Genomic DNA, 23,269 nt, shown 5'->3' with positions numbered 1-23,269 from the left:
AACACCAAGCCGTACAGCGGCTTGCCACCGGCCACCGCCGGACACTCACCCGGCCTGCCATGAGCAGGTGCGTAATGAGGTCATTATGAAAATCCGCGAGCTTGCCAAGCACTGGGAAGAAAACGCCAAGGGTCGCCTGACCGACTCCGGCTACACGATTCGTCTGGACGTGGAAGCCGCCGCACGGCTGGCGGCGATTATCGATATGTACCCCAAAAGGCACCCTGAAGAACTGCTCGGAGAATTGATTGGCGCAGCCCTTGAAGAACTTGAAGAAAGCTTTCCGTATGTGAAAGGGTCAACGGTGGTCGCCACCGACGAAGAAGGTGATCCGCTGTACGAAGACGTCGGTCCGACCCCGCGTTTTCTCGCCTTGTCCCGTCGTCATTTGCACGATTTGTCGACCGATAACGACAAGCCAAAACACTGATTTGCGCGTCTTGTTCCCCTTCCAGAAATACGTATTTCCTGGCCCGTGCAGGGCCGGGAATACCCCTGTGCGCGGCTAAAGTTCCCGATTTAGAGCCTTGTCCATCAGGTCAAAGTTTTTTCGGGCGAAAGGCCATATTCTCTGAACTTTTAAAAAATACCTCGGGTCAACCCAGTAACCACGCCTGGGACGGCCGTTTCAAAATGCTCTGGAAATTCAAGGTTGCGGCTCCTTGCCCAGGATGGGTTCAGATGTTTTTCAGGAGTTATCCAATGGAGTTGAAAACCATGAAGACCAGCATTGCTTCATCCTCGTCCACCCACCTGCGCGGTTTCAAACTGGCGGCCCTGGCCATCGGCAGCAGCTTGGTTCTGGCCGGATGCGCTGGCAACCCGCCCACCGAGCAATACGCCGTGACCCAATCGGCCGTGAACAGTGCCGTCAGCGCCGGGGGCACCGAATTCGCCGCGGTGGAAATGAAGTCCGCTCAGGACAAGTTCAAACAAGCCGAAATCGCCATGCACGACAAAAAGTATGACGAAGCCAGAATGCTCGCCGAACAGGCCGAGTGGGACGCCCGAGTGGCAGAACGCAAAGCCCAGGCGATGAAAGCCGAACAGGCTGTAAAGGACTCACAGAAAGGTGTTCAGGAACTGCGTCAGGAAAGTCAGCGCACCGTGCAATAAGCGCGCATCCCGATGTTCAGGCCCTGACACTCTTATCGATAGAAAGGACGAACCGCTATGCGCAAACAATTGATGATACCCGCCCTTCTGGCCGCAAGCGTTGCACTGGCTGCCTGCTCCACACCACCCAACACAAACCTGGAGCAAGCCCGCACCAACTACGCCGGTCTGCAAGCCAACCCGCAAGCCAGCAAAGTCGCGGCACTGGAAACCAAAGACGCCAGCGATTACCTGGACAAGGCCGACAAGGCTTACCAGGACAAGGAAGACCAGAACAAGGTCGACCAACTGGCTTACCTGACCAACCAGCGCGTTGAAGTGGCCAAGCAGACCATTGCCCTGCGCACCGCTGAAAACAACCTGAAAAACGCCTCGGCTCAACGGGCCCAGGCGCGTCTGGATGCCCGCGACCAGCAGATCAAACAATTGCAGGCCAGCCTCAACGCCAAACAGACCGATCGCGGCACGCTGGTAACGTTCGGTGACGTGCTGTTCGCCACCAACAAGGCCGACCTGAAATCCAACGGTCTGGTGAATATCAACAAACTGGCGCAGTTCCTTCAGGAAAACCCCGACCGTAAAGTGATTGTCGAAGGCTACACCGACAGCACCGGCGCGGCGTCGTACAACCAGTCGCTGTCCGAGCGCCGCGCGACCTCGGTGCAAGTGGCCCTGATCAAGATGGGTGTCGACCCGGCGCGCATCGTGGTCCAGGGTTATGGCAAGGAATACCCGGTGGCCGAAAACACCAGCGTTTCCGGCCGCGCGATGAACCGTCGGGTAGAAGTGACTATTTCCAACGATAACCAGCCGGTGATTCCGCGTTCGGCTATCAGCTCGAATTAAGTGAACCACGCTGCCATGTAACGTCTGTAGGAGCGAGGCTTGCCCGCGAAGAACGATGACTCGGTGTATCTATTAGACCGCGTCATCGTTCTTCGCGGGCAAGCCTCGCTCCTACGGGATGTTTTATTGTTCGAGTTTTTGCGGGGTTTCCTGGCCCATGCAGCGCACGGCTTTTTTCTTGTTGTTGACCAGTACGCCGGTCAGGCCTTTCTGTTCGGTATCAAACATCACCAGCACGCCATCAATGCACTGCGCCACTTGCGCGGCCGGTTCCAGGGAGATTTTGTAGTCTTCGCCCGGCACGGTCTTGAGCATGGTGAAGTCGCTGAGCAGCAACGCATCCTCGGGTTTGGCGAAGTGCAGGTAGCCGTACCACCACAGGGCCCCGACGGTGCCGAGGATGCTGCAAATACCGGTGATGATCAGCGGGATGGCGTTACGTTCTTCACTCATTGCGGACTCTCTGGTGGTTCATCTTCAGAATTCGGAGGTGCCGGGTAATTCGGGATCTCACCCAGGCGACGCAGACCGTTGAAATGCTGCGGGTCTTCGAGGTAGCGCAGCATGACTTTGCGCCAGACCGGGTCGGCGAAGGTTTGCACATGACCGCCACGGGTCAGTTGCAGCACTCGCGGCGGCGGCGCAGCTTGATACAGTCGGATGCCGTTGGAAAGGGGCACCAGCGGATCATCGATACTGTGATAGATCAGTTTCGGTACACCATTGAGCTGCGTCATGGAACGGATCGCGCTATCGCCATCCGGCACCAGCCAGGACAACGGCACCTGGAACGGCCAGGTCATCCAGGAGGTGCTGAGGGCGAAACGCCCGACATCGCGGTAGCTGGCAGGCACGCCATCGAGCACGAAAGCCTTGAGTTGCCGCTGGCGCTCGGGATGCTGGGCCAGGTAATGCACGGCCATCGAACCGCCAAGGCTCTGACCGAGAAGGATCAACGGCTTGCCCTTGACCTCCGGCGCCTGGTCGAGCCATGTGAAGGCGGCGTCGATGTCCTGATAAATCTCCGGCAACGCCGGCTTACCTTCGGACAATCCGTACCCGCGATAGTCCACCAGCAACACCTGATAGCCCTGCTTCGGCAACCACCAGCTCGCACCCAGATGCCACGCCAGGTTGCCGCCGTTACCGTGCAGATGCAGCACAGTGCCTTTGACTTCGACGCCTTTTTTCGCCGGCAGCCACCAGCCATGCAGCTTGAGGCCGTCGGCAGTGGTCAGGGTGACGTCGCGATAGTCGAGCTTGGCTTTTTCCGGGGTGAACGGCTGGCCGGGCTCGGGGTAGAACAGCAAAGAGCTGCAACCGCCGAGGGCCAGGAGCAGGCAGAAGATGCCGAGGATTCTCATCCGGTGAAGCCTCAATGTGGGTGATCGTTCCCATGCTCCGCGTGGGAGTGCATACCGTGACGCTCTGCGTCACAGTGGACGCGGAGCGTCCATGGCGGCATTCCCACGCAGAGCGTGGGAATGATCTGAATCAAAGGATATTGGAGTAATCCGCTTCGATCCGGTCCAGGCTCAGGTGGTTGAGGAAGTTGGAGAAGCACATCCACGCCGACAACGCGTTCATGTCGCGGAACTGCTCGGGCAGGTACTTGGGCGGCACCACCAGGCCTTCGTCCACCAATTGGCGCAAGGTCCGCATGTCCTCCAGCGTAGTCTTGCCGCAGAACAACAGCGGTATCTGCTCCAGCTTGCCTTTGCGCACGGCCAACTGAATGTAGTTGTAAATCATGATAAAGCCCTTGAGGTAGGACAAGTCTTTGGTAAATGGCAGACCATTCGGCACCGAGCCGCGGAACACCCGACTGGCATTGCCGTAGCTTTCGGCCATTTCAAAGCCCTGAGCCCGGAAGAACTCAAAGATCTGCAAGAAGTCCGCACCCTCCTCCACCATATGAATGGCGCGGGTGCGGTTGGTCAGTTTGCGCAAGCGGCTCGGGTAGGAGGCGAAGGTGATGATCTCCATCAGGATCGCCAGGCCCTCCTGAGTCACGGTGGACGACGGCGGGCCTTTGGACAGGAACGTACAGATCGGCTGATTCAGGCCGTTGAGGGTGGTGCCCACATGCACCAGCCCTTCATGGACTTCCAGCGCACGCACGTCGCGATTGTTGAACATCGCGTCGGTGCGGATCTTGATGTAGTCGGCGCCGGCCGCCGCGTCGGCGACGATCCCGTCGGACTCGAACACCCGGATGGTTTCCTCGTTTTCGCCAAACACCTTGTTCAACCGATGTTGCAGCAGGTCGACGGCTTCCTTGGCCGTGAGGACTTTCGGTTCGTCCTTGAGGTCGCCACGGCCGTCGATGTTGTTCAGGTAATCGGAGAGCATCAGCCCCAGGTCGGCCAGGGTCGGGTCGCCGGCGTGAAACGCATCGGACGCCGCGCCGTACAACTCCTGGGAAATCAACCCGAAATCCTCGGTGCCGCGCGCTTCAAGCATGCGCACCACCATGCGGTATTCCTTGCACATGCGGCGCATGATCTGCCCGACCGGGTTGAACTGGCCAAGTTGCCGAGTGATGTCGCGCTCGATGTTCTGGAACTCCAGCTTCACTTTGCTGGAGTCGAACGACAGCGGTCGATTGAGGTAGTAGTCGCGGTCCACGGCCGGCATTTCCTTGCCCTTGCCCTTGAGGAACCCCTTGCGAATACTGTCATCCCACTTGACCGCATCCAGAATGCGAATCGGCGTCTGCGCCAGCACTATGCGATCGGACAACATGCGTATCGTCTGCTGGTATTCGTCCACCCGAGACTCCTGTAGTAAAGCTGTTACGTGCTGGGTTTATTTGGTTTTGGCCAGGCGCTGATAGCGTACCGCTTCGACGAAGACATCGGAATTGGCCGGGTCGTCGAGGTAGGCGAATACCTGATCCAGGCTGTTGTTGATCAACACCCCATCGCCATCTTCAGTCTGAAAGCCTTCGCCACTGAGGGCTTCTTGCCCCATGGCCTGTCTGATCTGCTCAAGGTCGAGGTTGTAGACCACCAGTTCGTGCTTATCGTTGAGCTCGAAACCGGCGATGGTGAAATGCCCGCCGAACTGCGCCGGCACCTTCGCCGACAGGTACCAGCGATTGCCATGGCGCGACACCGTGAAGGGATAGGCTTCGCGTTCATGGGGTTTGGCCTTGAAGTAGCTGACCGCCTGGTAGTGATTGTCGCCGACGCGTGTCAGTTCCAGGTTCATCGGCTCGCCCCAGGCGTTGGTGCTGGCCCATTTGCCGAGCAGCCCTTTGGGCGCGGGCTCGCTGGCGGGCAGCGACTCCTTGAAGGTCACCAGGCAGCCACTGAGCAGCAGGAACGACAAGGCGATCACCACGACACGCCAGGCTTTCATTCAACACTCCCTATCGACACACGATGCCCCCTACTGGCCACTCTCCCACAGGGTTGAGTCTCACAAGGGGTTACACCGACGCCAGTACCAGGTGCATGTAGCGGGTCAGGATGCCGAGCATTTCCTCTTCGGCAACAGGCTCGGCATCGTTGAGCAGGCCCTGATATTCCATCCGTCCGACAATCGCCGTCAACACTTTGGCATCTTGTTGTGGCTCGCGGGAACCCAATACTTCGAAAAGCTGGCAGGTGCCCTGCAAGAGAATTTGCTGATGGGAACGCACCAACAACGCCAGACGCGGGTTAAGCAACGCTTCCTGGCGGAAGGCTTGCTCGGCCATCAAGTGCTCGCGGCGATTGATCAATTGCCGATGAACATAGTCAGCCATCAGCCGTGCGATATCGTCCGCCAGCTGCGAGCGCGACTCGGCGGTGCCATCACCGCTGACAACCATCTCGCGCAACAGGCCTTCGTTGCTGGCCCACAACCGGGCCATGTATGCCGCGCTGCGTTCCACGTATTGGGCAAAGGTATCGGTGAGCAGGTCATCGATGTCCTTGAAGTAGTAAGTGGTGGCCGACAGCGGCACACAGGCCTCGGCGGCCACCGCACGGTGCCGCACAGCCCGCACGCCATCGCGCACGACAATGCGCATCGCCGCGTCGAGAATGTCCTGTCGACGCTGTTCGCTGCCCTGTCGGCTGGCCTTGCGGCCCTGGTACTGAACACTTTCAGCGACCGCAGTGGCGATATCCGCTGCACCTTCTTGAGCAATTGCACGATTCACGACAGGTATTCCTCTCTAACGTCAAAAGTAACCAATTGATACGTTTGTACCAGACAGGCAATAAAAAGCCGCCTGTTTTAGGCGGCTTTTTAATTGAAACATTTACGCTTGCGGGCGCATGTGCGGGAACAGGATCACGTCGCGGATCGACGGTGAGTTGGTCAGCAACATCACCAGGCGGTCGATACCAATCCCTTCACCAGCGGTCGGCGGCATCCCGTACTCCAGCGCGCGAACGAAGTCGGCGTCGTAGTGCATGGCTTCGTCGTCACCGGCGTCCTTGTCGGCCACCTGTGCCATGAAGCGTTCGGCCTGGTCTTCCGCGTCGTTCAACTCGGAGTAGGCGTTGGCGATTTCACGGCCACCGATGAACAGTTCGAAACGGTCGGTGACGTTCGGGTTCTCGTCATTACGACGGGCCAGCGGCGACACTTCGAACGGGTACTGGGTAATGAAGTGCGGCTGTTCCAGCTTGTGCTCGACCAGTTCCTCGAAAATCATCACCTGCAGTTTGCCCAGGCCTTCGAAGCCCAGCACCTTGGCGCCGGCCTTCTTGGCGATGGCGCGGGCCTTGTCGATGTCCTGCAGGTCGGCAGCGGTCAGCTCCGGGTTGTACTTGAGGATCGAGTCGAATACCGACAGACGCACGAACGGCTCGCCGAAGTGGAACACCTTATCGCCGTAAGGCACGTCGGTGCTGCCCAGAACCAGCTGCGCCAGTTCGCGGAACAGTTCCTCGGTCAGGTCCATGTTGTCTTCGTAGTCAGCGTGGGCCTGGTAGAACTCGAGCATGGTGAACTCGGGGTTGTGCCGGGTCGAAACGCCTTCGTTACGGAAGTTGCGGTTGATTTCGAAGACTTTCTCGAAGCCACCGACAACCAGACGCTTGAGGTACAGCTCCGGCGCGATACGCAGGAACATCTGCATATCCAGCGCGTTGTGGTGAGTTTCGAACGGCTTGGCCGCCGCACCACCCGGAATGGTTTGCAGCATCGGCGTTTCGACTTCCAGGAAGTCACGCTTCATCAGGAAGCTGCGAATGTGCGCAATCACTTGCGAACGCACGCGGAAGGTCTGGCGCACGTCTTCGTTGACGATCAGGTCGACGTAACGCTGGCGGTAGCGCTGCTCGGTGTCGGACAGGCCGTGGTGCTTGTCCGGCAGCGGGCGCAGGGATTTGGTCAGCAGGCGCACGTTGGTCATTTCAACGTACAGGTCGCCCTTGCCGGAACGGGCCAGGGTGCCTTCGGCGGCAATGATGTCGCCCAAGTCCCAGGTTTTCACCGCGGCCAGGGTTTCTTCGGACAGGGTTTTACGGTTGACGTAAACCTGGATGCGCCCGGACATGTCCTGGATCACCATGAACGAGCCACGGTTGAGCATGAGACGACCGGCAACCTTGACCGGGATCGCAGCCTCTGCCAGCTCTTCCTTGGTCTTGTCCGCGTACTTCTTCTGCAAGTCTTCGCAGTAGGCGTCGCGGCGGAAGTCGTTGGGGAAGGCCTGGCCCTTGGCGCGCTCGGCAGCAAGCTTTTCCTTGCGCAGGGCGATCAGGGAGTTTTCTTCCTGTTGCAGGGCTTGCGGGTCGAGTTGTAGGTCGCTCATGTCTTTAAATATTCCATCAGGTTCGTTGCCCCGGCCTTCGGCCGGGGATCGCTGGCAAGCCAGCTTCTACAGGGATCGCGCTGTATCAGGCGATCCTGTATTGCACGTCTTACAGCCCTTGTTTCAGGCTCGCCACCAGGTATTCGTCGATGTCGCCGTCGAGCACCTTGTCGCAGTCGCTGCGTTCGATGTTGGTACGCAGATCCTTGATCCGCGAGGCATCGAGCACGTACGAACGGATCTGGTGACCCCAGCCGATGTCCGACTTGGTGTCTTCCAGAGCCTGGGAAGCAGCATTGCGTTTCTGCACTTCCTGCTCGTACAAGCGCGCCCGCAACATTTTCATCGCGGTGTCTTTGTTGGCGTGCTGGGAGCGTTCGTTCTGGCAGCTGACCACGGTGTTGGTCGGTACGTGAGTAATCCGTACGGCCGAGTCGGTGGTGTTTACGTGTTGACCACCGGCACCGGAGGAGCGGTAGGTGTCGATGCGCAGGTCCGACGGGTTGATGTCGATTTCGATGTTGTCATCGATTTCCGGCGAAACGAACACGGCCGAGAACGAGGTGTGACGACGGTTGCCGGAGTCGAACGGGCTCTTGCGCACCAGACGGTGCACGCCGATTTCGGTACGCAGCCAGCCAAAGGCGTATTCGCCCTTGATGTGCACGGTCGCGCCTTTGATACCGGCGACTTCACCGGCCGACAATTCCATGATGGTCGCGTCGAAACCGCGTTTATCCGCCCAGCGCAGGTACATGCGCAGCAGGATGTTGGCCCAGTCCTGGGCCTCGGTACCGCCGGAGCCGGCCTGGATGTCCAGGTAGGCGTTGTTCTGGTCCATCTCGCCGCTGAACATGCGACGGAATTCGAGCTTCTCGAGGGCTTCGCGCAAGCGCTCCACTTCAAGGGCTACGTCGTCGACGGCGGCCTGGTCTTCTTCCTCGGCAGACATCAACAGCAGGTCCTTGGCATCGGCCAGACCGCTGGACATTTCATCGAGGGTTTCTACGATCTGGGCCAGCGCAGAGCGCTCGCGACCCAGGTTCTGAGCGTACTCAGGGTTGTTCCAGACACTCGGATCTTCAAGCTCGCGATTGACTTCGGTCAGACGCTCATGCTTTTGATCGTAGTCAAAGATACCCCCGAATAGTTTCGGAGCGCTCGGACAGGTCCTTGATACTGTTAAGGATCGGGTTGATTTCCATGGCGGGCAGCACTCGTTGGCGAACTTTTGAAAGCCGGCGAGTATAACGTAATCGAGCTGTCACGGCAGCCCGCCTGGCGGCTTTAGGGGCAACATAAAACCTGTGGCGAGGGGGCCTGGGGCTTCACTTAATCTGAAGACTACTCAATTCCCACCTGATTACGCCCATTGTTCTTCGCCAGGTACAGCCCCTTGTCCGCCGCCGAGATCAATTGCCGGCAATCAACGCCCGGCTGCGGGGTCATGGTCGACAGGCCGATGCTGATGGTCAGGCACGAACCTTCGGTCGGGAAAATGTGCGGGATCTTCAACCCGGCCACGGTCCGACGCAGCTTTTCCGCCACCAGCCGTGCACCGCCCGGCGAGGTGTTGGGCAAGACCAGGACGAACTCTTCGCCGCCGTAACGGGCCGGCAGGTCCGATGGCCTGGCGCTGGCGTCACGAATCGCCGTGGCGACTTTGCGCAGGGCTTCATCACCTTCGAGATGACCAAAACTGTCGTTGTAGGACTTGAAATAGTCGACATCGATCATCAGCAACGACAATTGCGTCTGGTCACGCATCGAACGCCGCCACTCCAGTTCCAGGTATTCGTCGAAATGCCGGCGGTTCGACAGCCCGGTCAGGCCGTCGGAGTTCATCAAGCGTTGCAGCACCAGGTTGGTGTCGAGCAATTGCTGCTGGCTCACGCGTAAGGCGCGATACGCCGCGTCACGCTGCAGCAGGGTCATGTAGGAGCGCGAGTGATAGCGGATGCGCGCCACCAGTTCGATGTTGTCCGGCAGCTTGACCAGGTAATCGTTGGCCCCGGCGGCAAATGCCGCGCTTTTGATCAGCGGGTCTTCCTTGGTCGACAGGACAATGATCGGAATGTCCTTGGTGGCCGGGTGATTACGGTATTCGCGCACCAGACTCAGGCCGTCCAGGCCGGGCATGACCAGATCCTGAAGGATCACCGTCGGCTTGATGCGGATCGCCTGGGCGATGGCCTGGTGCGGGTCGGCGCAGAAATGGAAGTCGATGTTTTCTTCGTTCGACAGACCACGGCGCACCGCCTCGCCGATCATCGCCTGATCGTCCACCAACAACACCATGGCGGCGTTTTCGTCGGTTTTGAAGTCGTCGAGCTGTAATTCATTCATGTGCGGTCACCTGAGTACTGCTTGGGCCACGATTGCTGCTAATGATAGTCATTTTTGGAAAATCTCCAGCAAACGTGGCGCTATCTTGTCCAGTGGGCGGATTTCCACGGCAGCCTCGATAGCTGCGGCCGCCTTGGGCATTCCGTACACGGCACTGCTGTTCTGGTCCTGAGCGATGGTCAGGTAGCCCTGTTGGCGCATGAGTTTAAGCCCCTGGGCGCCGTCGCGCCCCATACCGGTTAGCAGAACGCCCACGGCGTCACCGCTCCAGTAACTGGCCACACTCTCGAAAAACACATCGATCGACGGACGATAGATCTCATTGACCGGTTCGGCTGTGTAGGCCAGCGTGCCGTTCTTCAGCAGGCGAATATGATGGTTGGTACCAGCCAGCAGGACCGTGCCGCTTTGTGGCGGTTCGCCTTCCTGGGCCAGGCGTACATCCAGGCCGCTGGCGGTGGCAAGCCATTCGGCCATGCCGGCGGCGAACACCTGATCCACATGCTGGACCAACACGATGGCGGCCGAAAAATCGGGTGGCAAACCCTTGAGCAGCACTTCCAGCGCCGCCGGCCCGCCAGCGGATGAACCAATGGCCACCAGGTGTTGGCGCGAGGCCGAGTTGCGGTGCGGGCTCGGTGCCGCTCGCACCCGATTGCTGTGGTCACCAATCAGCCAGCCAATGTTCATGATCTTGCGCAGCAGAGGCGCGGCAGCTTCCTGAGGGTTGCCAGCACCCAGCGCCGGGGTATCGACCACATCCAGCGCGCCGTAGCCCATGGCTTCGAACACCCGGTGCACGTTCTGTTGACGGTCGACGGTGACAATGACGATCGCGCAGGGGGTTTCGGCCATGATCCGCCGGGTCGCTTCCACGCCGTCCATTAACGGCATGATCAAGTCCATCAGGATCAGGTCCGGGGTGTATTCGGCGCAACGTCGCACCGCCTCCACCCCGTTGCCGGCGACCCAGACCACCTCGTGCGCCGGTTCGAACGCCAGAGCGCGGCGTAAAGCCTCTACCGCCATGGGCATGTCGTTGACGATGGCGATTTTCATGTTCGCGCCCCTCCAATGAGCTCAACGACTGCATCCAGCAAGGCGTCATCATGAAAACTGGCCTTGGCTAGATAATAGTCGGCGCCGGCGTCCAGTCCACGACGCCGGTCTTCTTCGCGGTCCTTGTAGGACACCACCATCACCGGCAGCGATTGCAGACGATTGTCGCGACGCAATAAAGACACCAACTCGATGCCGTCCATGCGCGGCATGTCGATGTCGGTGATCAGCAGATCGAAATTCTCCGAGCGCAGGGCATTCCAGCCATCCATACCGTCCACCGCCACGGCGACGTCGTAACCGCGATTGAGCAGCAATTTGCGCTGCAACTCACGAACAGTCAGCGAATCGTCCACCACCAGAATCCGTTTACGCGAGGCTTCGACGGCCTGATTGGCGTGCCGGGCAATGCGCTCCAGACGTCCGGTATTGAGCAGTTTGTCCACCGAACGCAGCATGTCTTCGACGTCGACGATCAGCACCACAGAGCCGTCGTCGAGCAAGGCTCCGGCGGAAATGTCCTGCACCTTGCCCAGACGCTCGTCCAGCGGCAGCACCACCAGCGTCCGCTCGCCGATAAACCGCTCGACCGCCACCCCGTAGATCGCCTCGCGCTCGCGCATGACCACGACTTTGAGGGTCTGCGCGCTGTTCTGGCTCGCCGGGCGATGCAACAGCTGACTGGCGGCGACCAGCCCGACATGCTGGCCTTCGTACCAGAAGTGCTGCCGGCCTTCGACTTGCACGATGTCTTCCGGCTCCAGATCGCACATACGCTCGATGTGCGCCAGCGGGAAGGCATACGCCTCGTCACCGACTTCCACCACCAGACTGCGCACCACCGACAGCGTCTGCGGCACTTCAAGATGGAAACGACTGCCCGCGCCCGCCGTCTGCTCCAGCACCACGGCGCCGCGCAACTGCCGGACCATGTGCTGGACCGCATCCAGCCCGACGCCGCGCCCGGACACTTCGGTGACCGTGTCGCGCAGGCTGAAACCCGGCAGAAACAGGAACGTCAGCAGCTCTTCTTCGCTCAACTGCGCGGCAGTCTCGGCTGGGGATAACTGCCGCTCGACGATCGTGCGGCGGACCTTTTCCAGGTCGACGCCATTGCCATCATCGCTCAGCTCCAGCACCAGCAGACCGGCCTGATGGGAGGCTCGCAAACGGATCACGCCTTCCTCCGGCTTGCCCGCCAAGCGTCGCTGTTCCGGGGTTTCGATGCCATGATCCACCGCATTGCGCAGCAGGTGTGTCAGCGGCGCCTCGAGCTTTTCCAGTACGTCTCGGTCGACTTGGGTCTTGTCGCCCTCGATCTCCAGCCGCACCTGTTTGCCAAGGTCGCGCCCAAGATCGCGGACCATGCGTACTTGACCGCTCAGCACGTCGGCGAACGGCCGCATGCGACAGGCCAGCGCGGTGTCATACAACACCTGCGCGCGCTGGCTGGCGTGCCAGGCGAACTCGTCCAGTTCGGCGTTTTTTTCCACCAGCAATTGCTGGGACTCAGCCAGCAATCGGCGGGCATCGCCCAAGGCTTCCTGGGCTTCGAGGCTCAAGGCATGGTCCTTGAGATGGACGTTGAGGCTTTCCAGCGCCCGCAGGCCATTGCTCTGCATGCGTTTAAGGCGCTGCATGGTGGCCAGGTGCGGCTTGAGGCGCTGGGTTTCCACCAGCGATTTACTCGACAGGTCGAGCAGGCTGTTCAAGCGCTCGGCCGTGACGCGTAATACACGCTCGCCAGTGTCGGTGGTGCGCTTGGTCTTGGACGCAGGCTCGGCGGGCTCTGACTGGGGTGTTTCAATGAGCGTTTCGACGGGTGTTTCGGCGACACGAACGGGCGGCTCGACCCTGGGTGCCGGCGGTTCGAGCGGAGGTTCTGCCATCGGCAGCGCGATGGGGGCAACCGTCGCCATGTGTTCAAGCAGCCGTCCCATCAAGACGACGTAAGCGTCGATATCCGCAGGCGCCGGAGCATTGTTCGGCGTCGCAATCCGCATCAGCAGATCGGTGCCCTGCAACAGCGCATCAATGTGTTCGGGTCGCAGGTACAGGCGCCCTTCCTGGGCGCTGACCAGGTAATCCTCCATCACGTGGGCGACGCTGACCCCGGCATCGACGCCTACAATCCGCGCCGCGCCCTTGAGCGAATGGGCCGCGCGCATGCACGACTCGAGGTAATCGGCCTGGGTCGGATCACGCTCCAGCGCCAGCAGACCGGCGCTCAGCACCAGGGTCTGGGCCTCGGCTTCCAGGCTGAACAGCTCCAGCAAGGAGGCGTCACGCATTTGGTCGGGGGTCATGTGAGGCTCCGGGTCACGGCAGACAGCAGCTGCTCTTCATCCAGCCAACGCAGGCTGCGACCTTTGAATGGCAAGACTCCGCGGGTGTATTTGGCGCTGGCCTGGGTGCCGGACTGGGACGCGGCATCGAGAATGCGCTCATCGATGGCGTGAATCCCGTCCACTTCGTCCACCGGCACAACCACCGGCCCGCCGTGGGCGGCGATGATCAGCATCCGCGGCGTTACCCGTGCGCCGGGCGCCACGCTACTGGTGTCGTCGAGCCCCAACAGCTCCACCAAAGACAGGCACGCCACCAAGGCACCGCGCACATTCGCCACGCCGAGCAATGCCCGGGAGCGCTGGTGCGGCAAGGAATGGATCGCTTGCAGCGGCGCCACTTCGACCAGGCTGCGAGTGGCCAGGCCCAGCCACTCTTCGCCGAGGCGAAACATCAGCAGCGAGCGGGTTTTCACCTCACTCTCGGCCACCGTGGAGATTTGCCCACGGTCGCCCTGCGACAAGGCGTAGCGGTCGAGCAAGCGCGTGGCGGCAGCCGAATACACCGCGCAATTGCGGCAATGAATGTGATCGGTCAGCAGCGGGCAGGACTGATCGCCGTGGATACCGATACGGTTCCAGCAGTCGTCGATGGCCTGGGCATCTTCATGGGTGACGCTCAAGGTGTCGGAGGCGTTCATCGTTTACGCTCACTGTCAGCGGCGCGCTCGCTACGGGCGGCGCGGGCCTGCAATCTTCTGGCACCCGCCGCATCGCCCTGGGATTGCAGCAAAGCCGCCAGGTGCATCAATGCGTCGGGGTGTTGCGGTTCGAGGTACAACGCCTTGCGATAAAAACCCTGGGCCTCCAGGGCACTGCCGGCGACATCGCTGAGCAGCCCCAGCCAATAGAACACTTGGGCCACGGGCTCGTGACTACGCAAATAACTTTCGCACGCGGTACGGGCCTCGGCACTTTTACCTTCGTTGGCCAGCGCGGCAATGTTCGCCAGCAGCGTGGCGGCGTCCGAAGGGGTGGCGTTGGGAGTTTGAGGCACCGGCACGACCGCCGCGAAGGGTCGACTGCGCACCGGTGGCGGAGTCACGCTGCGCACCGGTTGCTGTGCCGGCAGCGGCATCGGCACAAAGGTCGCCAGCGGTTCGGGCGCGCTCTGGCGACTGAAGGCAAACGACTGCGGGATCCCGATCGAACGCATGCCGAAACGACCGAGCAGGCTGCCCTCGGCCGGGCCGATAAACAGCACGCCATCGACGTGAGTCAGGCGCTTGAGCACTTCGAACACTTGCTGCTGGGTCGGCTGGTCGAAATAAATCAGCAGGTTGCGACAGAACACGAAGTCATAGGGCGGCTCGTTGACCAGCAAGGTCGGATCCAGCAGGTTACCGACCTGTAAACGCACCTGTTCAAGCACGCGTCCACTGAGGCGATAGTTGTCATGTTCAGCGGTGAAATGGCGCTCGCGAAATTCGATCTCCTGGCCACGAAACGAATTCTTGCCGTACAACGCAAGCCTGGCCTTCTCCACCGATAGCGGGCTGACATCCATGCCGTCGACCTTGAACTGGTGCGGCGCCAGCCCGGCATCGAGCAATGCCATGGCGATCGAGTACGGTTCTTCGCCGGTGGAACATGGCAGGCTGAGGATTCGCAGGGCGCGCATGTTGTTGATCGCTGCCAGTCGCTTGGCTGCCAGCTTCGCCAGCGTGGCGAATGATTCCGGGTAACGGAAAAACCAGGTTTCGGGGACGATCACCGCTTCGATCAGCGCCTGCTGTTCGTCGCGCGAGCCCAGCAACGTGTGCCAGTACTCATCGGCCGTCAGCGCCCGAGCCGCCGTGATGCGCTGGCGCACCGCGCGCTCGATGATCGCCGGGCCGACCGAGCCGACATCCAGGCCGATACGCTCCTTGAGAAAATCGAAAAAACGCTGATCGCTGCTCATCCCTGCTCCTCAATCTGCGCCAGGTCCAGCGGCGGCGAGGGAAACAATAAGGCGCGAACCTGTGCATCCAGTAAATCGGCAACCCGTACCCATTGCAGCAGCCCCTGGGCATCTTCGCGCACCGGGCCGAGGTACGGCGCCTGGCGATTGTCCAGGCCATAAGGCTGAAAGTCCGCCGGGTTGCAGCGCAACGTGTCGGTGGCTTGTTCCAGAATCAGCCCGAGCAATTGCGCAGGCGTCGCCTCATCCGGCCGATAGTGCACCAACACCAGTCGCGTGCTGGTGCGGGCCTGGGCCGGTTGGCCAAACGTCAGCGCGCTGAGGTCGATCACCGGCACTACCGCGCCACGATAGGCGAACACCCCCGCCACCCAGTCCGGCGCCCGGGGAATGGGCTTCAACGGCAGTTGCGGCAGTACTTCGGCCACCTCGATAGCCTGCAAGGCGTAGCGCTCGCTGCCGATGCAGAACACCAGAAACAACGACTGCTTCGCCGGCATCGCCGCGCCGCGCCTGGCCGTAAGTTCGCTCATCAGACTTTGAATCGCGAAACACCGCCACGCAGCCCAACGGCCACCTGGCTCAGTTCGTCGATGGCGAAACTGGCCTGGCGCAAGGACTCGACAGTCTGGCTGCTGGCATCGCCCAACTGCACCAGCGCGTGGTTGATCTGCTCGGCGCCGGTGGCCTGGGCCTGCATGCCTTCGTTGACCATCAACACCCGCGGCGCCAGCGCCTGAACCTGATGAATGATCTGCGACAGCTGCTCGCCCACCTGCTGCACCTCGGACATGCCGCGGCGCACTTCCTCTGAGAACTTGTCCATGCCCATGACCCCGGCCGACACGGCCGACTGGATCTCGCGCACCATCTGCTCGATGTCGTAGGTGGCCACAGCCGTCTGGTCTGCCAGACGCCGCACTTCGGTGGCGACCACGGAAAATCCGCGACCGTATTCACCGGCCTTCTCGGCCTCGATTGCGGCGTTCAGGGACAACAGGTTGGTCTGGTCGGCGACTTTGACAATGGTCACCACCACCTGGTTGATGTTGCCGGCCTTCTCGTTGAGGATCGCCAGCTTGGCATTCACCAGATCTGCCGCGCCCATCACCGAATGCATGGTGTCTTCCATGCGCGCCAGGCCTTGCTGACCAGAACCGGCCAGCACCGAAGCCTGGTCGGCGGCGGTGGAGACTTCGGTCATGGTGCGCACCAGGTCGCGCGAGGTCGCGGCAATTTCCCGCGAGGTGGCGCCGATTTCAGTGGTGGTGGCCGCGGTTTCGGTGGCGGTGGCCTGCTGTTGCTTGGAAGTCGCGGCGATTTCGGTGACCGACGTGGTGACCTGCACCGAGGAGCGCTGGGCCTGGGACACCAGCGAGGTGAGCTCGGTCATCATGGCGTTGAAGCCGGTTTCCACCGCGCCGAATTCGTCCTTGCGATCCAGATTCAGGCGATTGCTGAGATCGCCGGTGCGCATGACTTCGAGGATATCCACAATCCGATTCATCGGCGCCATGATCGCACGCATCAACAGCAGGCCGCAGAGGCCGGCGACGATGACTGCCACCAGCAAAGAGACGCCCATGCTGATTTTGGCGGCTGTCACCGCATCACTGATGGCCAGCGTGGATTGTTCAGCCAGGGCGTGATTATTTTCAAGAAGGCTGTTCAGCTGCTTGCGCCCATTGACCCAGGCCGGCGTCAGTTTTTGCTCCAGGGCAAGAAGCGCCTGGTCGTACTCTTTACGCTGATAGAGATCGAGAACGTTGCTCATTTCTTTGTTGTAGAGCTGATGACGCACTTCGAACTCGTCGAACAGAACCTGATCGTCCTGAGTGAAAATGGTTTTGCGGTAGTTGGCTATTTGCTCGTTCAAGCGCTCTTCGAAGCTTTTGTACATGGTCTGGTCGGCGACGGTCATTTCGCGACGTCCGGAAAGGCCGACAATCTGTTGGGTGAGGTTAAAGCTGTCGACCCACGCGCCGCGGATCATCGAACTGAAATACACCCCGGGAACCGCATCGGTGCGGACTGATTCTGCGCTGGCGTCGATCTTCATCAACCGAGAAAAAGACACCACGACCATCAGCAGCATGATCGCGATAATTACCGCAAAGCTCGCCAAAATGCGTTGGCGCAACGTCCAGTTCTTCACAGTCAGTCCTCGGTGCGGGTCAAATGCTGCGGAGTATAGCTGAGGGTGTTTCATTTATAAGACGAGGTTTTGCCGCTTCTTGCGACTTGGGGGAAATAGCCGAAACGCTTCTGCATCTGGACTTTCCGCTGGATCGGGTGGAGGGTGCCTGCGGTGAATGGCAAGAATGGGCCGTGGATTGGCCGTTGGAATCTTTGGCGCTGCTGAAAATACCATCGTCGGATCGCCACCCGGACCAGGCTCGCTCACACAGTAGACCGCGCCCGTCAGGGCAACTCGGTCGAGTGTGGAAGCGAGCTTGCTCGCGAAGAACGATGGAGTGGAACAACTGAGAACAACTACTGAGCATAAGAGGTCAGTCACCTCGGCACGCTTATGCCTGCGTGCAGGCTACTCGACCTGAATAACCGTGATAATCGTTTTGGTTTTATAGGCTATATAGAGGCGCGAACCATCAGGGCTGAGGGCAAGGCTTTTCGGGTCACTTGCAACATCAAAAGTCTTGACCACCTGGAAACTCACGGTATCGAAAACCCTCACTTTTGCATCCTCGCTGGCAACATAAAGTAATCGGCTATCGGGACTCAGGGTCATAACACCCGGCTTGAAAGTATTGACCGAACGAATTTCGGAAAAATGCATGGATTCAAAAACTTTGACTTGTTGAAGGTGGATAAGACTGAGATAAATGCGATTTCCATCCAGACTGACTGCAAACCCTCTCACCCCACTCATTTCAGAACTTCCTTCAACGACCGCACCAGTATATGTATTGAAACTTCTTATTCTACAACCATCCGAATAATAACCTCCAAAGACAAATACACGCCGACCGTCGGGACTGAGCAGAACTGGCCCTTGAGAAACACCACTCTTACTCAACAAAACTTTATCAAGTTTTAATATGGTATCGATTTTTGTCAACGCTGAATTGGACAAAGCATATACATCAACACCTTCCCACCCCCAAACGCAACCGCTCCAATTATAGAGTGCCAACCTAATAAAAGTTTGCTCCCCAGTTGCCAAGTTCAGATTTATCGCACCATAATTATAACTACTAGTTATAAAAACCTGATTACTATCAGGATTAATGGCAACATGATATCCATTCAGCTTTTCCAGAGGCGTACCCAATACCTGCAAGCTCTGGGCATCAACGACTACTAATTTGCCATCTGTATTCGACGGTTTTATCGCAAATATTTTGGTACCGTCTGGACTAACAGTGATAGGACTTGAAATAAAACCAACTTCAAAGTTACCTACCTTCCCCCTCGCCGTTACATTCAACCCCGCACTCACCACTTTACCATCATATTCGGCCTTGATTGTGTAAGCTGTCGAAGGAGCATCCGTCCCAGTAATACCCCCTATCTTCAACTCACCAAACAAACTCGTCTTGAACTCACGCCGTCCCGTACTGCCATCTGCATATTTAAAGTTGTTTGGAATGGTCAGATACACCTTCGCCTCTTTGATGAAGTCTCCATTTTCATTCACCAGTTTCAATTCGATGTCGGTGAGACGCCCCAGCGGCGCAACGCGATAAGGCGCATTGAGGAACTCCAGCGTAGCTTTCATCCCTGCCGTCACCAGCGTGTAGCGCTTCAACGTGAAGGTCACGATCGTGTCAGCGTTTTCATTGGGGTAGAAATCCACCCGTAGCCGAACCCTCAATTGATTACCCGGTTTGAACAGCTCCAGCTCTTTGCGGGGGAGCACATGGTCGAGCCCGTTCTGGATCTCCAGCGCCGTCAAGGTGTTGCCCACGGCGATCGCGACAGTTTTGGGATTGTCGTCTGTGCCGGTCCCCAGCACGTGCAGCCAGTACTTTTGCCCCAGGCCGATCAAAGGCCAGGGCGCGCAGACGATCCGTGCATCGCCTGTAAACGCTCGCAGGTCCACGGAGTCCGTCCCGTAAGCCTCAACAATTTCCGGTGCCGGAAAGTTCGGATCCGTCACGTTGACGCTTTCTATTTTAAGGGACAGCGTCTCAGAGTCCGTCTCCTTACCATCGCGCAACAAGACCCACTTAAATGCCACCTCCTTGTTCCCGTTGGCCAGAATGAACGCCGGTGTGAGCTGAAAATTGGCGCGATCGTTGGTATTGAAGTTAATGAATCCGAATACCGGTGTCCCGACTCCCGCGCTTCCCCCGGTCACCACCAATTTGGCTCTATCGCCCGTTTTAAAACCTGCAGCCCAATCGACCCGAACAATGAACCCGGTCGTATGTTTGATGGGAAAGATCACATTGCCTACCAGCGCCGGCACGAAAGGAGCAGGTGGAACTTCTTCTTTGGGTGTCAGGTCGACCATGATCGACAGGGTCGGCGACGGCAGTGAGTTCTGGGTACCGTTCCCCAATTGGTCCTGTACCGTATAAAAAATCTGGAAATCCTTACTATTACCGCCCCCGATGAAAGCGGCTTGCGGGATAGGAATGTCGAACGCACCGTTGAGATCAGCGTTGGTTACGGTGTATTTGAACGTATAACCGTTACAGTCCACCGTCACGACATCGTGGAGTTTTGCAAAAGGGTAAGACACGGTCAGTGGTACACCTCGTGCGGCCTCTTCCGGACCCACCCCCTTTTTCTTTATCGCTTCCGGTAAATCGAGACCCAACCCCTCGTGGATGTCATTGTCGTCGGCTATCGGGTCCAGGCCGCCCGGGCGACTCCTGCTGTATAGCACCCACAGTTTGGGTGACTCCTCAGAATTGCCACTGACGCGATGGGCTACATAATGGAAAAATTGGAGACCCTCGCGAAGCAGAGCTCTGGGGACGTTGAAAACAGTGCGTTTCGTCGCTGGATCGATCGTCGAAGGAGCATCAATGGGCGTGACATTGCCATTGAGATGAAGTGTCAGAGAATCCGCCTCAGGAAATGGTGGATCCACTACTACCAGCAGATTCCCGGCCGCCGTGAGCCTTAATGGCACACCTACAAGCGGCTCTCCAACAGTCGGGTCTTCCCATTTGACGTCTGGCGTTGCCCCCTCAATTTTGGCTACTGAAAGCGCCAGGGTTGCGGAATCACTAGAAAGATCAGTCATCGCACACGCTCCTTGTCGACAGACCGCGAAAGGCCGCGGGGATAGCGGTATCAAACCGCGGTCTCGAAGGCGTGGCTACTGTCAGAAATAACAGGTAGCCGCTGTTTTGCGATGAATGGTCGCGCGCGAGAAAACAAACCCCGCCGCCCTGTACACGGGGGCGGGTTTGAGTGTCGGGCGCGAATTCACCCGCGCGATCTATTTCATCAAATGCCGCCTTGAAGATTTGTCGACTGCGAAACCGGGCACTAGGCTGGGTAAATCCACAACGCAGCCCGGCCTCAGTCAACCTCCCGCAAACCGCACTACGCTAATAACAAGCCATTCATGGCGAACGACCCCGTTCAACGCTGTCCCGACCCTAATCACAGAAGAGGGAAACCCCATGTTCGAACACAAGACCGCACTGCTCAGTGCAATCGCCACGGCGCTTCTGGCCAGCGCCAGCCTGCAGGCCGCCGAACCGCTGAAAGCCGTCGGTACCGGCGAAGGTCAGCTGGATATCGTTGCCTGGCCCGGCTATATCGAACGGGGCGAAAGTGACAAGGCCTACGACTGGGTCAACGCTTTCGAGAAGGAAACCGGCTGCAAGGTCAACGTCAAGACGGCCGGTACGTCCGATGAAATGGTCAGCCTGATGGCCAAGGGCGGTTACGACCTGGTGACGGCGTCCGGCGATGCCTCCCTGCGCCTGATCGCCGGCAAGCGTGTCCAGCCGATCAACACGGCATTGATCCCCAACTGGAAAAATCTCGATCCACGCTTGAAGGATGCGCCGTGGTATGTGGTCGACAAGCAAACTTATGGCACCCCCTATCAATGGGGTCCGAACGTGCTGATGTACAACACCAACGTGTTCAAACAGCCGCCGACCAGTTGGAGCGTGATACTCGAAGAGCAGAAGCTGCCCGACGGCAAATCCAACAAGGGCCGCGTGCAGGCGTATGACGGCCCGATCTACATCGCGGATGCGGCGCTCTACCTGAAAACCGCCAAGCCGGAACTGGGCATCAAAGACCCTTACCTGCTCGACGAAAAACAGTACAAGGCCGTGCTCGATCTACTGCGCGGTCAACAAAAGCTGATCCACCGCTACTGGCACGACACCACCGTGCAGATGAGTGACTTCAAGAACGAAGGCGTGGTGGCCTCCAGTTCCTGGCCGTATCAAGTCAATGGCCTGATGAACGAGAAACAGCCAGTCGCCTCAACCATCCCCAAAGAAGGCGCCACCGGGTGGGCCGATACCACCATGATGCACGCCGAAGCCAAGCACCCGAACTGTGCCTACAAGTGGATGGACTGGTCGCTGACACCGAAGGTCCAGGGTGATGTGTCCGCCTGGTTCGGCTCGCTGCCGGCGGTCCCGGCGGCGTGCAAGGCAAGCGAACTGCTGGGGGCCGAGGGTTGCAAGACCAACGGTTTCGACCAGTTTGACAAGATCGCCTTCTGGAAAACCCCGCAGGCTGAGGGTGGCAAGTACGTGCCATATAGCCGTTGGACCCAGGACTACATCGCGATTATGGGAGGTCGTTAGGCCCTCTTCGCGAGCAGGCTCGCTCCCACAATGGAAGGCGATCAACTGTGGGAGCGAGCCTGCTCGCGATGTTTTCAAAGAGTCAATTTCTGGAGCACCACCCCCATGACGCTTGCAGTCCAGTTCACCAACGTATCCCGTCAGTTCGGTGAGGTGAAGGCCGTTGACCGGGTTTCCATCGACATCCAAGACGGCGAGTTCTTTTCCATGCTGGGCCCTTCCGGCTCAGGCAAAACCACCTGCCTGCGCTTGATCGCCGGTTTCGAACAGCCAAGCACCGGTTCCATCCGGATTCATGGTGCCGAGGCCGCCGGGCTGCCGCCGTATCAACGCGACGTGAACACCGTGTTCCAGGATTACGCGCTGTTCCCGCACATGAACGTACTCGACAACGTCGCCTACGGTTTGAAAGTCAAAGGTGTCGGCAAGACCGAACGCCACAAACGGGCCGAAGAAGCCCTCGACATGGTCGCCCTCAACGGCTACGGCAAGCGCAAACCGGTGCAGCTGTCGGGCGGCCAACGCCAGCGTGTGGCCCTGGCCCGCGCGCTGGTCAATCGCCCTCGCGTGTTGTTGCTCGACGAACCACTCGGGGCACTGGACCTGAAACTGCGCGAGCAAATGCAAGGCGAACTGAAGAAGCTGCAACGCCAGCTCGGCATCACCTTCATCTTCGTCACCCATGACCAGACCGAAGCGTTGTCGATGTCCGACCGCGTGGCGGTGTTCAACAAGGGGCGCATCGAACAGGTCGACACGCCACGTCAGCTCTATATGAAGCCGACAACCACCTTCGTCGCCGAATTCGTCGGCACGTCCAACGTGATCCGCGGTGATCTGGCCCGGCAGTTGAGCGGCAATCCACAACCGTTTTCGATCCGCCCGGAACATGTGCGTTTCGCCGAAGGCCCGCTGGCCAGCCATGAAATCGAAGTCAGCGGCGTGCTGCATGACATCCAGTATCAAGGCAGCTCCACCCGCTATGAGTTGAAACTGGAAAACGGTCAGACCCTGAACATCAGCCAGGCCAACGTCCAGTGGCTGGACGCCAGCGCGCAACATCAGGCCGGGCAGCGTATCAGCGCTCGTTGGGCACGCGAGGCGATGATTCCCCTGCACGACAATGTTGTAGGCGGGGTATGAG

At 59.2% G+C, this 23,269-nt stretch carries 20 protein-coding genes; 5 read left to right on the top strand and 15 right to left on the bottom strand.

Translation table 11 applies throughout. The annotated features are described in order from the left end of the window. Positions 1–85: 85 nt before the first annotated feature. The 3 genes from AC30D7_RS05260 to lptF all read left to right on the top strand — a co-directional run bounded on the left by AC30D7_RS05260 (position 86) and on the right by lptF (position 1,962). Positions 86–430, top strand: coding sequence for a hypothetical protein (locus tag AC30D7_RS05260; RefSeq protein WP_019581608.1), 345 nt, complete (start codon positions 86–88; stop codon positions 428–430). 272 nt (positions 431–702) lie between these two features. After that, on the top strand, positions 703–1,116 hold the full coding sequence (locus AC30D7_RS05255) for a DUF4398 domain-containing protein (RefSeq protein WP_490133328.1): 414 nt from the start codon (positions 703–705) through the stop codon (positions 1,114–1,116). A gap of 57 nt (positions 1,117–1,173) precedes the next feature. Continuing rightward, positions 1,174–1,962, top strand: a complete 789-nt coding sequence (gene lptF, locus AC30D7_RS05250) for a lipotoxin F family OmpA-related lipoprotein LptF (RefSeq protein WP_490133327.1) — start codon at positions 1,174–1,176, stop codon at positions 1,960–1,962. A 123-nt stretch (positions 1,963–2,085) separates the two neighbouring features. Here the strand turns inward: lptF and AC30D7_RS05245 are convergent, their stop codons facing one another. From AC30D7_RS05245 to AC30D7_RS05175, 15 genes are all read right to left on the bottom strand, one after another. Next, on the bottom strand, positions 2,086–2,415 hold the full coding sequence (locus AC30D7_RS05245; protein WP_007940182.1) for a PA3694 family proteiin: 330 nt from the start codon (positions 2,413–2,415) through the stop codon (positions 2,086–2,088). Next, positions 2,412–3,326: an alpha/beta hydrolase gene (locus AC30D7_RS05240; protein WP_028939493.1), complete on the bottom strand. Its 915-nt coding sequence runs from the start codon at positions 3,324–3,326 to the stop codon at positions 2,412–2,414. The genes AC30D7_RS05245 and AC30D7_RS05240 overlap by 4 nt, the downstream gene beginning before the upstream one ends. Before the next feature lie 130 nt (positions 3,327–3,456). Beyond that, positions 3,457–4,707, bottom strand: a complete 1,251-nt coding sequence (locus AC30D7_RS05235; RefSeq protein WP_172901247.1) for a flavohemoglobin expression-modulating QEGLA motif protein — start codon at positions 4,705–4,707, stop codon at positions 3,457–3,459. Positions 4,708–4,770: 63 nt separating this feature from the next. Continuing rightward, the gene (locus tag AC30D7_RS05230) at positions 4,771–5,325 is read right to left on the bottom strand and encodes a hypothetical protein (protein ID WP_019581611.1); all 555 of its coding nucleotides are present in this window, start codon (positions 5,323–5,325) and stop codon (positions 4,771–4,773) included. Positions 5,326–5,395: 70 nt separating this feature from the next. Next, complete coding sequence (locus tag AC30D7_RS05225) at positions 5,396–6,112, bottom strand: TetR/AcrR family transcriptional regulator (RefSeq protein ID WP_007940176.1); 717 nt, start codon at positions 6,110–6,112, stop codon at positions 5,396–5,398. A gap of 102 nt (positions 6,113–6,214) precedes the next feature. After that, positions 6,215–7,717 (bottom strand): lysine--tRNA ligase, encoded by a 1,503-nt coding sequence (gene lysS / locus AC30D7_RS05220; protein WP_019651828.1) that lies wholly within the window; start codon positions 7,715–7,717, stop codon positions 6,215–6,217. A gap of 109 nt (positions 7,718–7,826) precedes the next feature. Continuing rightward, positions 7,827–8,922, bottom strand: a protein-coding gene (prfB, locus tag AC30D7_RS05215; protein WP_096481021.1) for a peptide chain release factor 2 whose coding sequence is annotated in 2 segments (ribosomal slippage) — positions 7,827–8,849 and positions 8,851–8,922 — 1,095 coding nt in all. Because the reading frame shifts where the segments join, the coding sequence is not laid out codon by codon here. Between the two features lie 139 nt (positions 8,923–9,061). Continuing rightward, positions 9,062–10,063 carry a diguanylate cyclase domain-containing protein gene (locus AC30D7_RS05210; protein ID WP_490133326.1) on the bottom strand — a complete coding sequence of 334 codons (1,002 nt, stop codon included), beginning with the start codon at positions 10,061–10,063 and terminating at the stop codon, positions 9,062–9,064. 48 nt (positions 10,064–10,111) lie between these two features. Continuing rightward, the gene (locus AC30D7_RS05205; RefSeq protein WP_490133325.1) at positions 10,112–11,122 is read right to left on the bottom strand and encodes a chemotaxis response regulator protein-glutamate methylesterase; all 1,011 of its coding nucleotides are present in this window, start codon (positions 11,120–11,122) and stop codon (positions 10,112–10,114) included. After that, positions 11,119–13,428 carry a hybrid sensor histidine kinase/response regulator gene (locus tag AC30D7_RS05200; protein WP_490133324.1) on the bottom strand — a complete coding sequence of 770 codons (2,310 nt, stop codon included), beginning with the start codon at positions 13,426–13,428 and terminating at the stop codon, positions 11,119–11,121. Before AC30D7_RS05200 ends, AC30D7_RS05205 begins: the two co-directional genes overlap by 4 nt. Further along, positions 13,425–14,108, bottom strand: coding sequence for a chemotaxis protein CheW (locus tag AC30D7_RS05195; protein WP_490133323.1), 684 nt, complete (start codon positions 14,106–14,108; stop codon positions 13,425–13,427). The genes AC30D7_RS05200 and AC30D7_RS05195 overlap by 4 nt, the downstream gene beginning before the upstream one ends. After that, a complete protein-coding gene (locus tag AC30D7_RS05190; protein WP_490133322.1) occupies positions 14,105–15,370 on the bottom strand; it encodes a CheR family methyltransferase in 1,266 nt (421 codons plus the stop codon). Before AC30D7_RS05190 ends, AC30D7_RS05195 begins: the two co-directional genes overlap by 4 nt. Next, complete coding sequence (locus AC30D7_RS05185; protein WP_490133321.1) at positions 15,367–15,903, bottom strand: chemotaxis protein CheW; 537 nt, start codon at positions 15,901–15,903, stop codon at positions 15,367–15,369. The genes AC30D7_RS05190 and AC30D7_RS05185 overlap by 4 nt, the downstream gene beginning before the upstream one ends. Next, complete coding sequence (locus AC30D7_RS05180; RefSeq protein ID WP_490133320.1) at positions 15,903–17,525, bottom strand: methyl-accepting chemotaxis protein; 1,623 nt, start codon at positions 17,523–17,525, stop codon at positions 15,903–15,905. Before AC30D7_RS05180 ends, AC30D7_RS05185 begins: the two co-directional genes overlap by 1 nt. 390 nt (positions 17,526–17,915) lie before the next feature. After that, a complete protein-coding gene (locus tag AC30D7_RS05175; protein ID WP_490133319.1) occupies positions 17,916–20,588 on the bottom strand; it encodes a hypothetical protein in 2,673 nt (890 codons plus the stop codon). 385 nt (positions 20,589–20,973) lie between these two features. On the opposite strand from AC30D7_RS05175, the gene ydcS reads away from it, so the two are divergent. Both ydcS and AC30D7_RS05165 read left to right on the top strand, forming a co-directional pair. Beyond that, complete coding sequence (ydcS, locus tag AC30D7_RS05170; protein WP_490133318.1) at positions 20,974–22,125, top strand: putative ABC transporter substrate-binding protein YdcS; 1,152 nt, start codon at positions 20,974–20,976, stop codon at positions 22,123–22,125. A 105-nt stretch (positions 22,126–22,230) separates the two neighbouring features. Beyond that, positions 22,231–23,268: an ABC transporter ATP-binding protein gene (locus AC30D7_RS05165; RefSeq protein WP_490133317.1), complete on the top strand. Its 1,038-nt coding sequence runs from the start codon at positions 22,231–22,233 to the stop codon at positions 23,266–23,268. Position 23,269: the final 1 nt, after the last annotated feature.

The sequence above is a fragment of the Pseudomonas sp. DF5 genome, assembly GCF_058148225.1.
This window is presented reverse-complemented; position numbering and strand designations above follow the sequence as displayed.

Coding starts and splice junctions, on each gene's coding strand:
- AC30D7_RS05260 (WP_019581608.1), top strand. CDS start 86: ATGAAAATCCGCGAGCTTGCCAAGCACTGGGAAGAAAACGCCAAGGGT.
- AC30D7_RS05185 (WP_490133321.1), bottom strand. CDS start 15,903: ATGAGCGAACTTACGGCCAGGCGCGGCGCGGCGATGCCGGCGAAGCAG.
- AC30D7_RS05205 (WP_490133325.1), bottom strand. CDS start 11,122: ATGAAAATCGCCATCGTCAACGACATGCCCATGGCGGTAGAGGCTTTA.
- AC30D7_RS05240 (WP_028939493.1), bottom strand. CDS start 3,326: ATGAGAATCCTCGGCATCTTCTGCCTGCTCCTGGCCCTCGGCGGTTGC.
- AC30D7_RS05195 (WP_490133323.1), bottom strand. CDS start 14,108: ATGAACGCCTCCGACACCTTGAGCGTCACCCATGAAGATGCCCAGGCC.
- AC30D7_RS05255 (WP_490133328.1), top strand. CDS start 703: ATGGAGTTGAAAACCATGAAGACCAGCATTGCTTCATCCTCGTCCACC.
- lptF (WP_490133327.1), top strand. CDS start 1,174: ATGCGCAAACAATTGATGATACCCGCCCTTCTGGCCGCAAGCGTTGCA.
- AC30D7_RS05175 (WP_490133319.1), bottom strand. CDS start 20,588: ATGACTGATCTTTCTAGTGATTCCGCAACCCTGGCGCTTTCAGTAGCC.
- lysS (WP_019651828.1), bottom strand. CDS start 7,717: ATGAGCGACCTACAACTCGACCCGCAAGCCCTGCAACAGGAAGAAAAC.
- AC30D7_RS05230 (WP_019581611.1), bottom strand. CDS start 5,325: ATGAAAGCCTGGCGTGTCGTGGTGATCGCCTTGTCGTTCCTGCTGCTC.
- AC30D7_RS05210 (WP_490133326.1), bottom strand. CDS start 10,063: ATGAATGAATTACAGCTCGACGACTTCAAAACCGACGAAAACGCCGCC.
- AC30D7_RS05165 (WP_490133317.1), top strand. CDS start 22,231: ATGACGCTTGCAGTCCAGTTCACCAACGTATCCCGTCAGTTCGGTGAG.
- AC30D7_RS05200 (WP_490133324.1), bottom strand. CDS start 13,428: ATGACCCCCGACCAAATGCGTGACGCCTCCTTGCTGGAGCTGTTCAGC.
- AC30D7_RS05235 (WP_172901247.1), bottom strand. CDS start 4,707: ATGTTGTCCGATCGCATAGTGCTGGCGCAGACGCCGATTCGCATTCTG.
- AC30D7_RS05190 (WP_490133322.1), bottom strand. CDS start 15,370: ATGAGCAGCGATCAGCGTTTTTTCGATTTTCTCAAGGAGCGTATCGGC.
- AC30D7_RS05245 (WP_007940182.1), bottom strand. CDS start 2,415: ATGAGTGAAGAACGTAACGCCATCCCGCTGATCATCACCGGTATTTGC.
- ydcS (WP_490133318.1), top strand. CDS start 20,974: ATGTTCGAACACAAGACCGCACTGCTCAGTGCAATCGCCACGGCGCTT.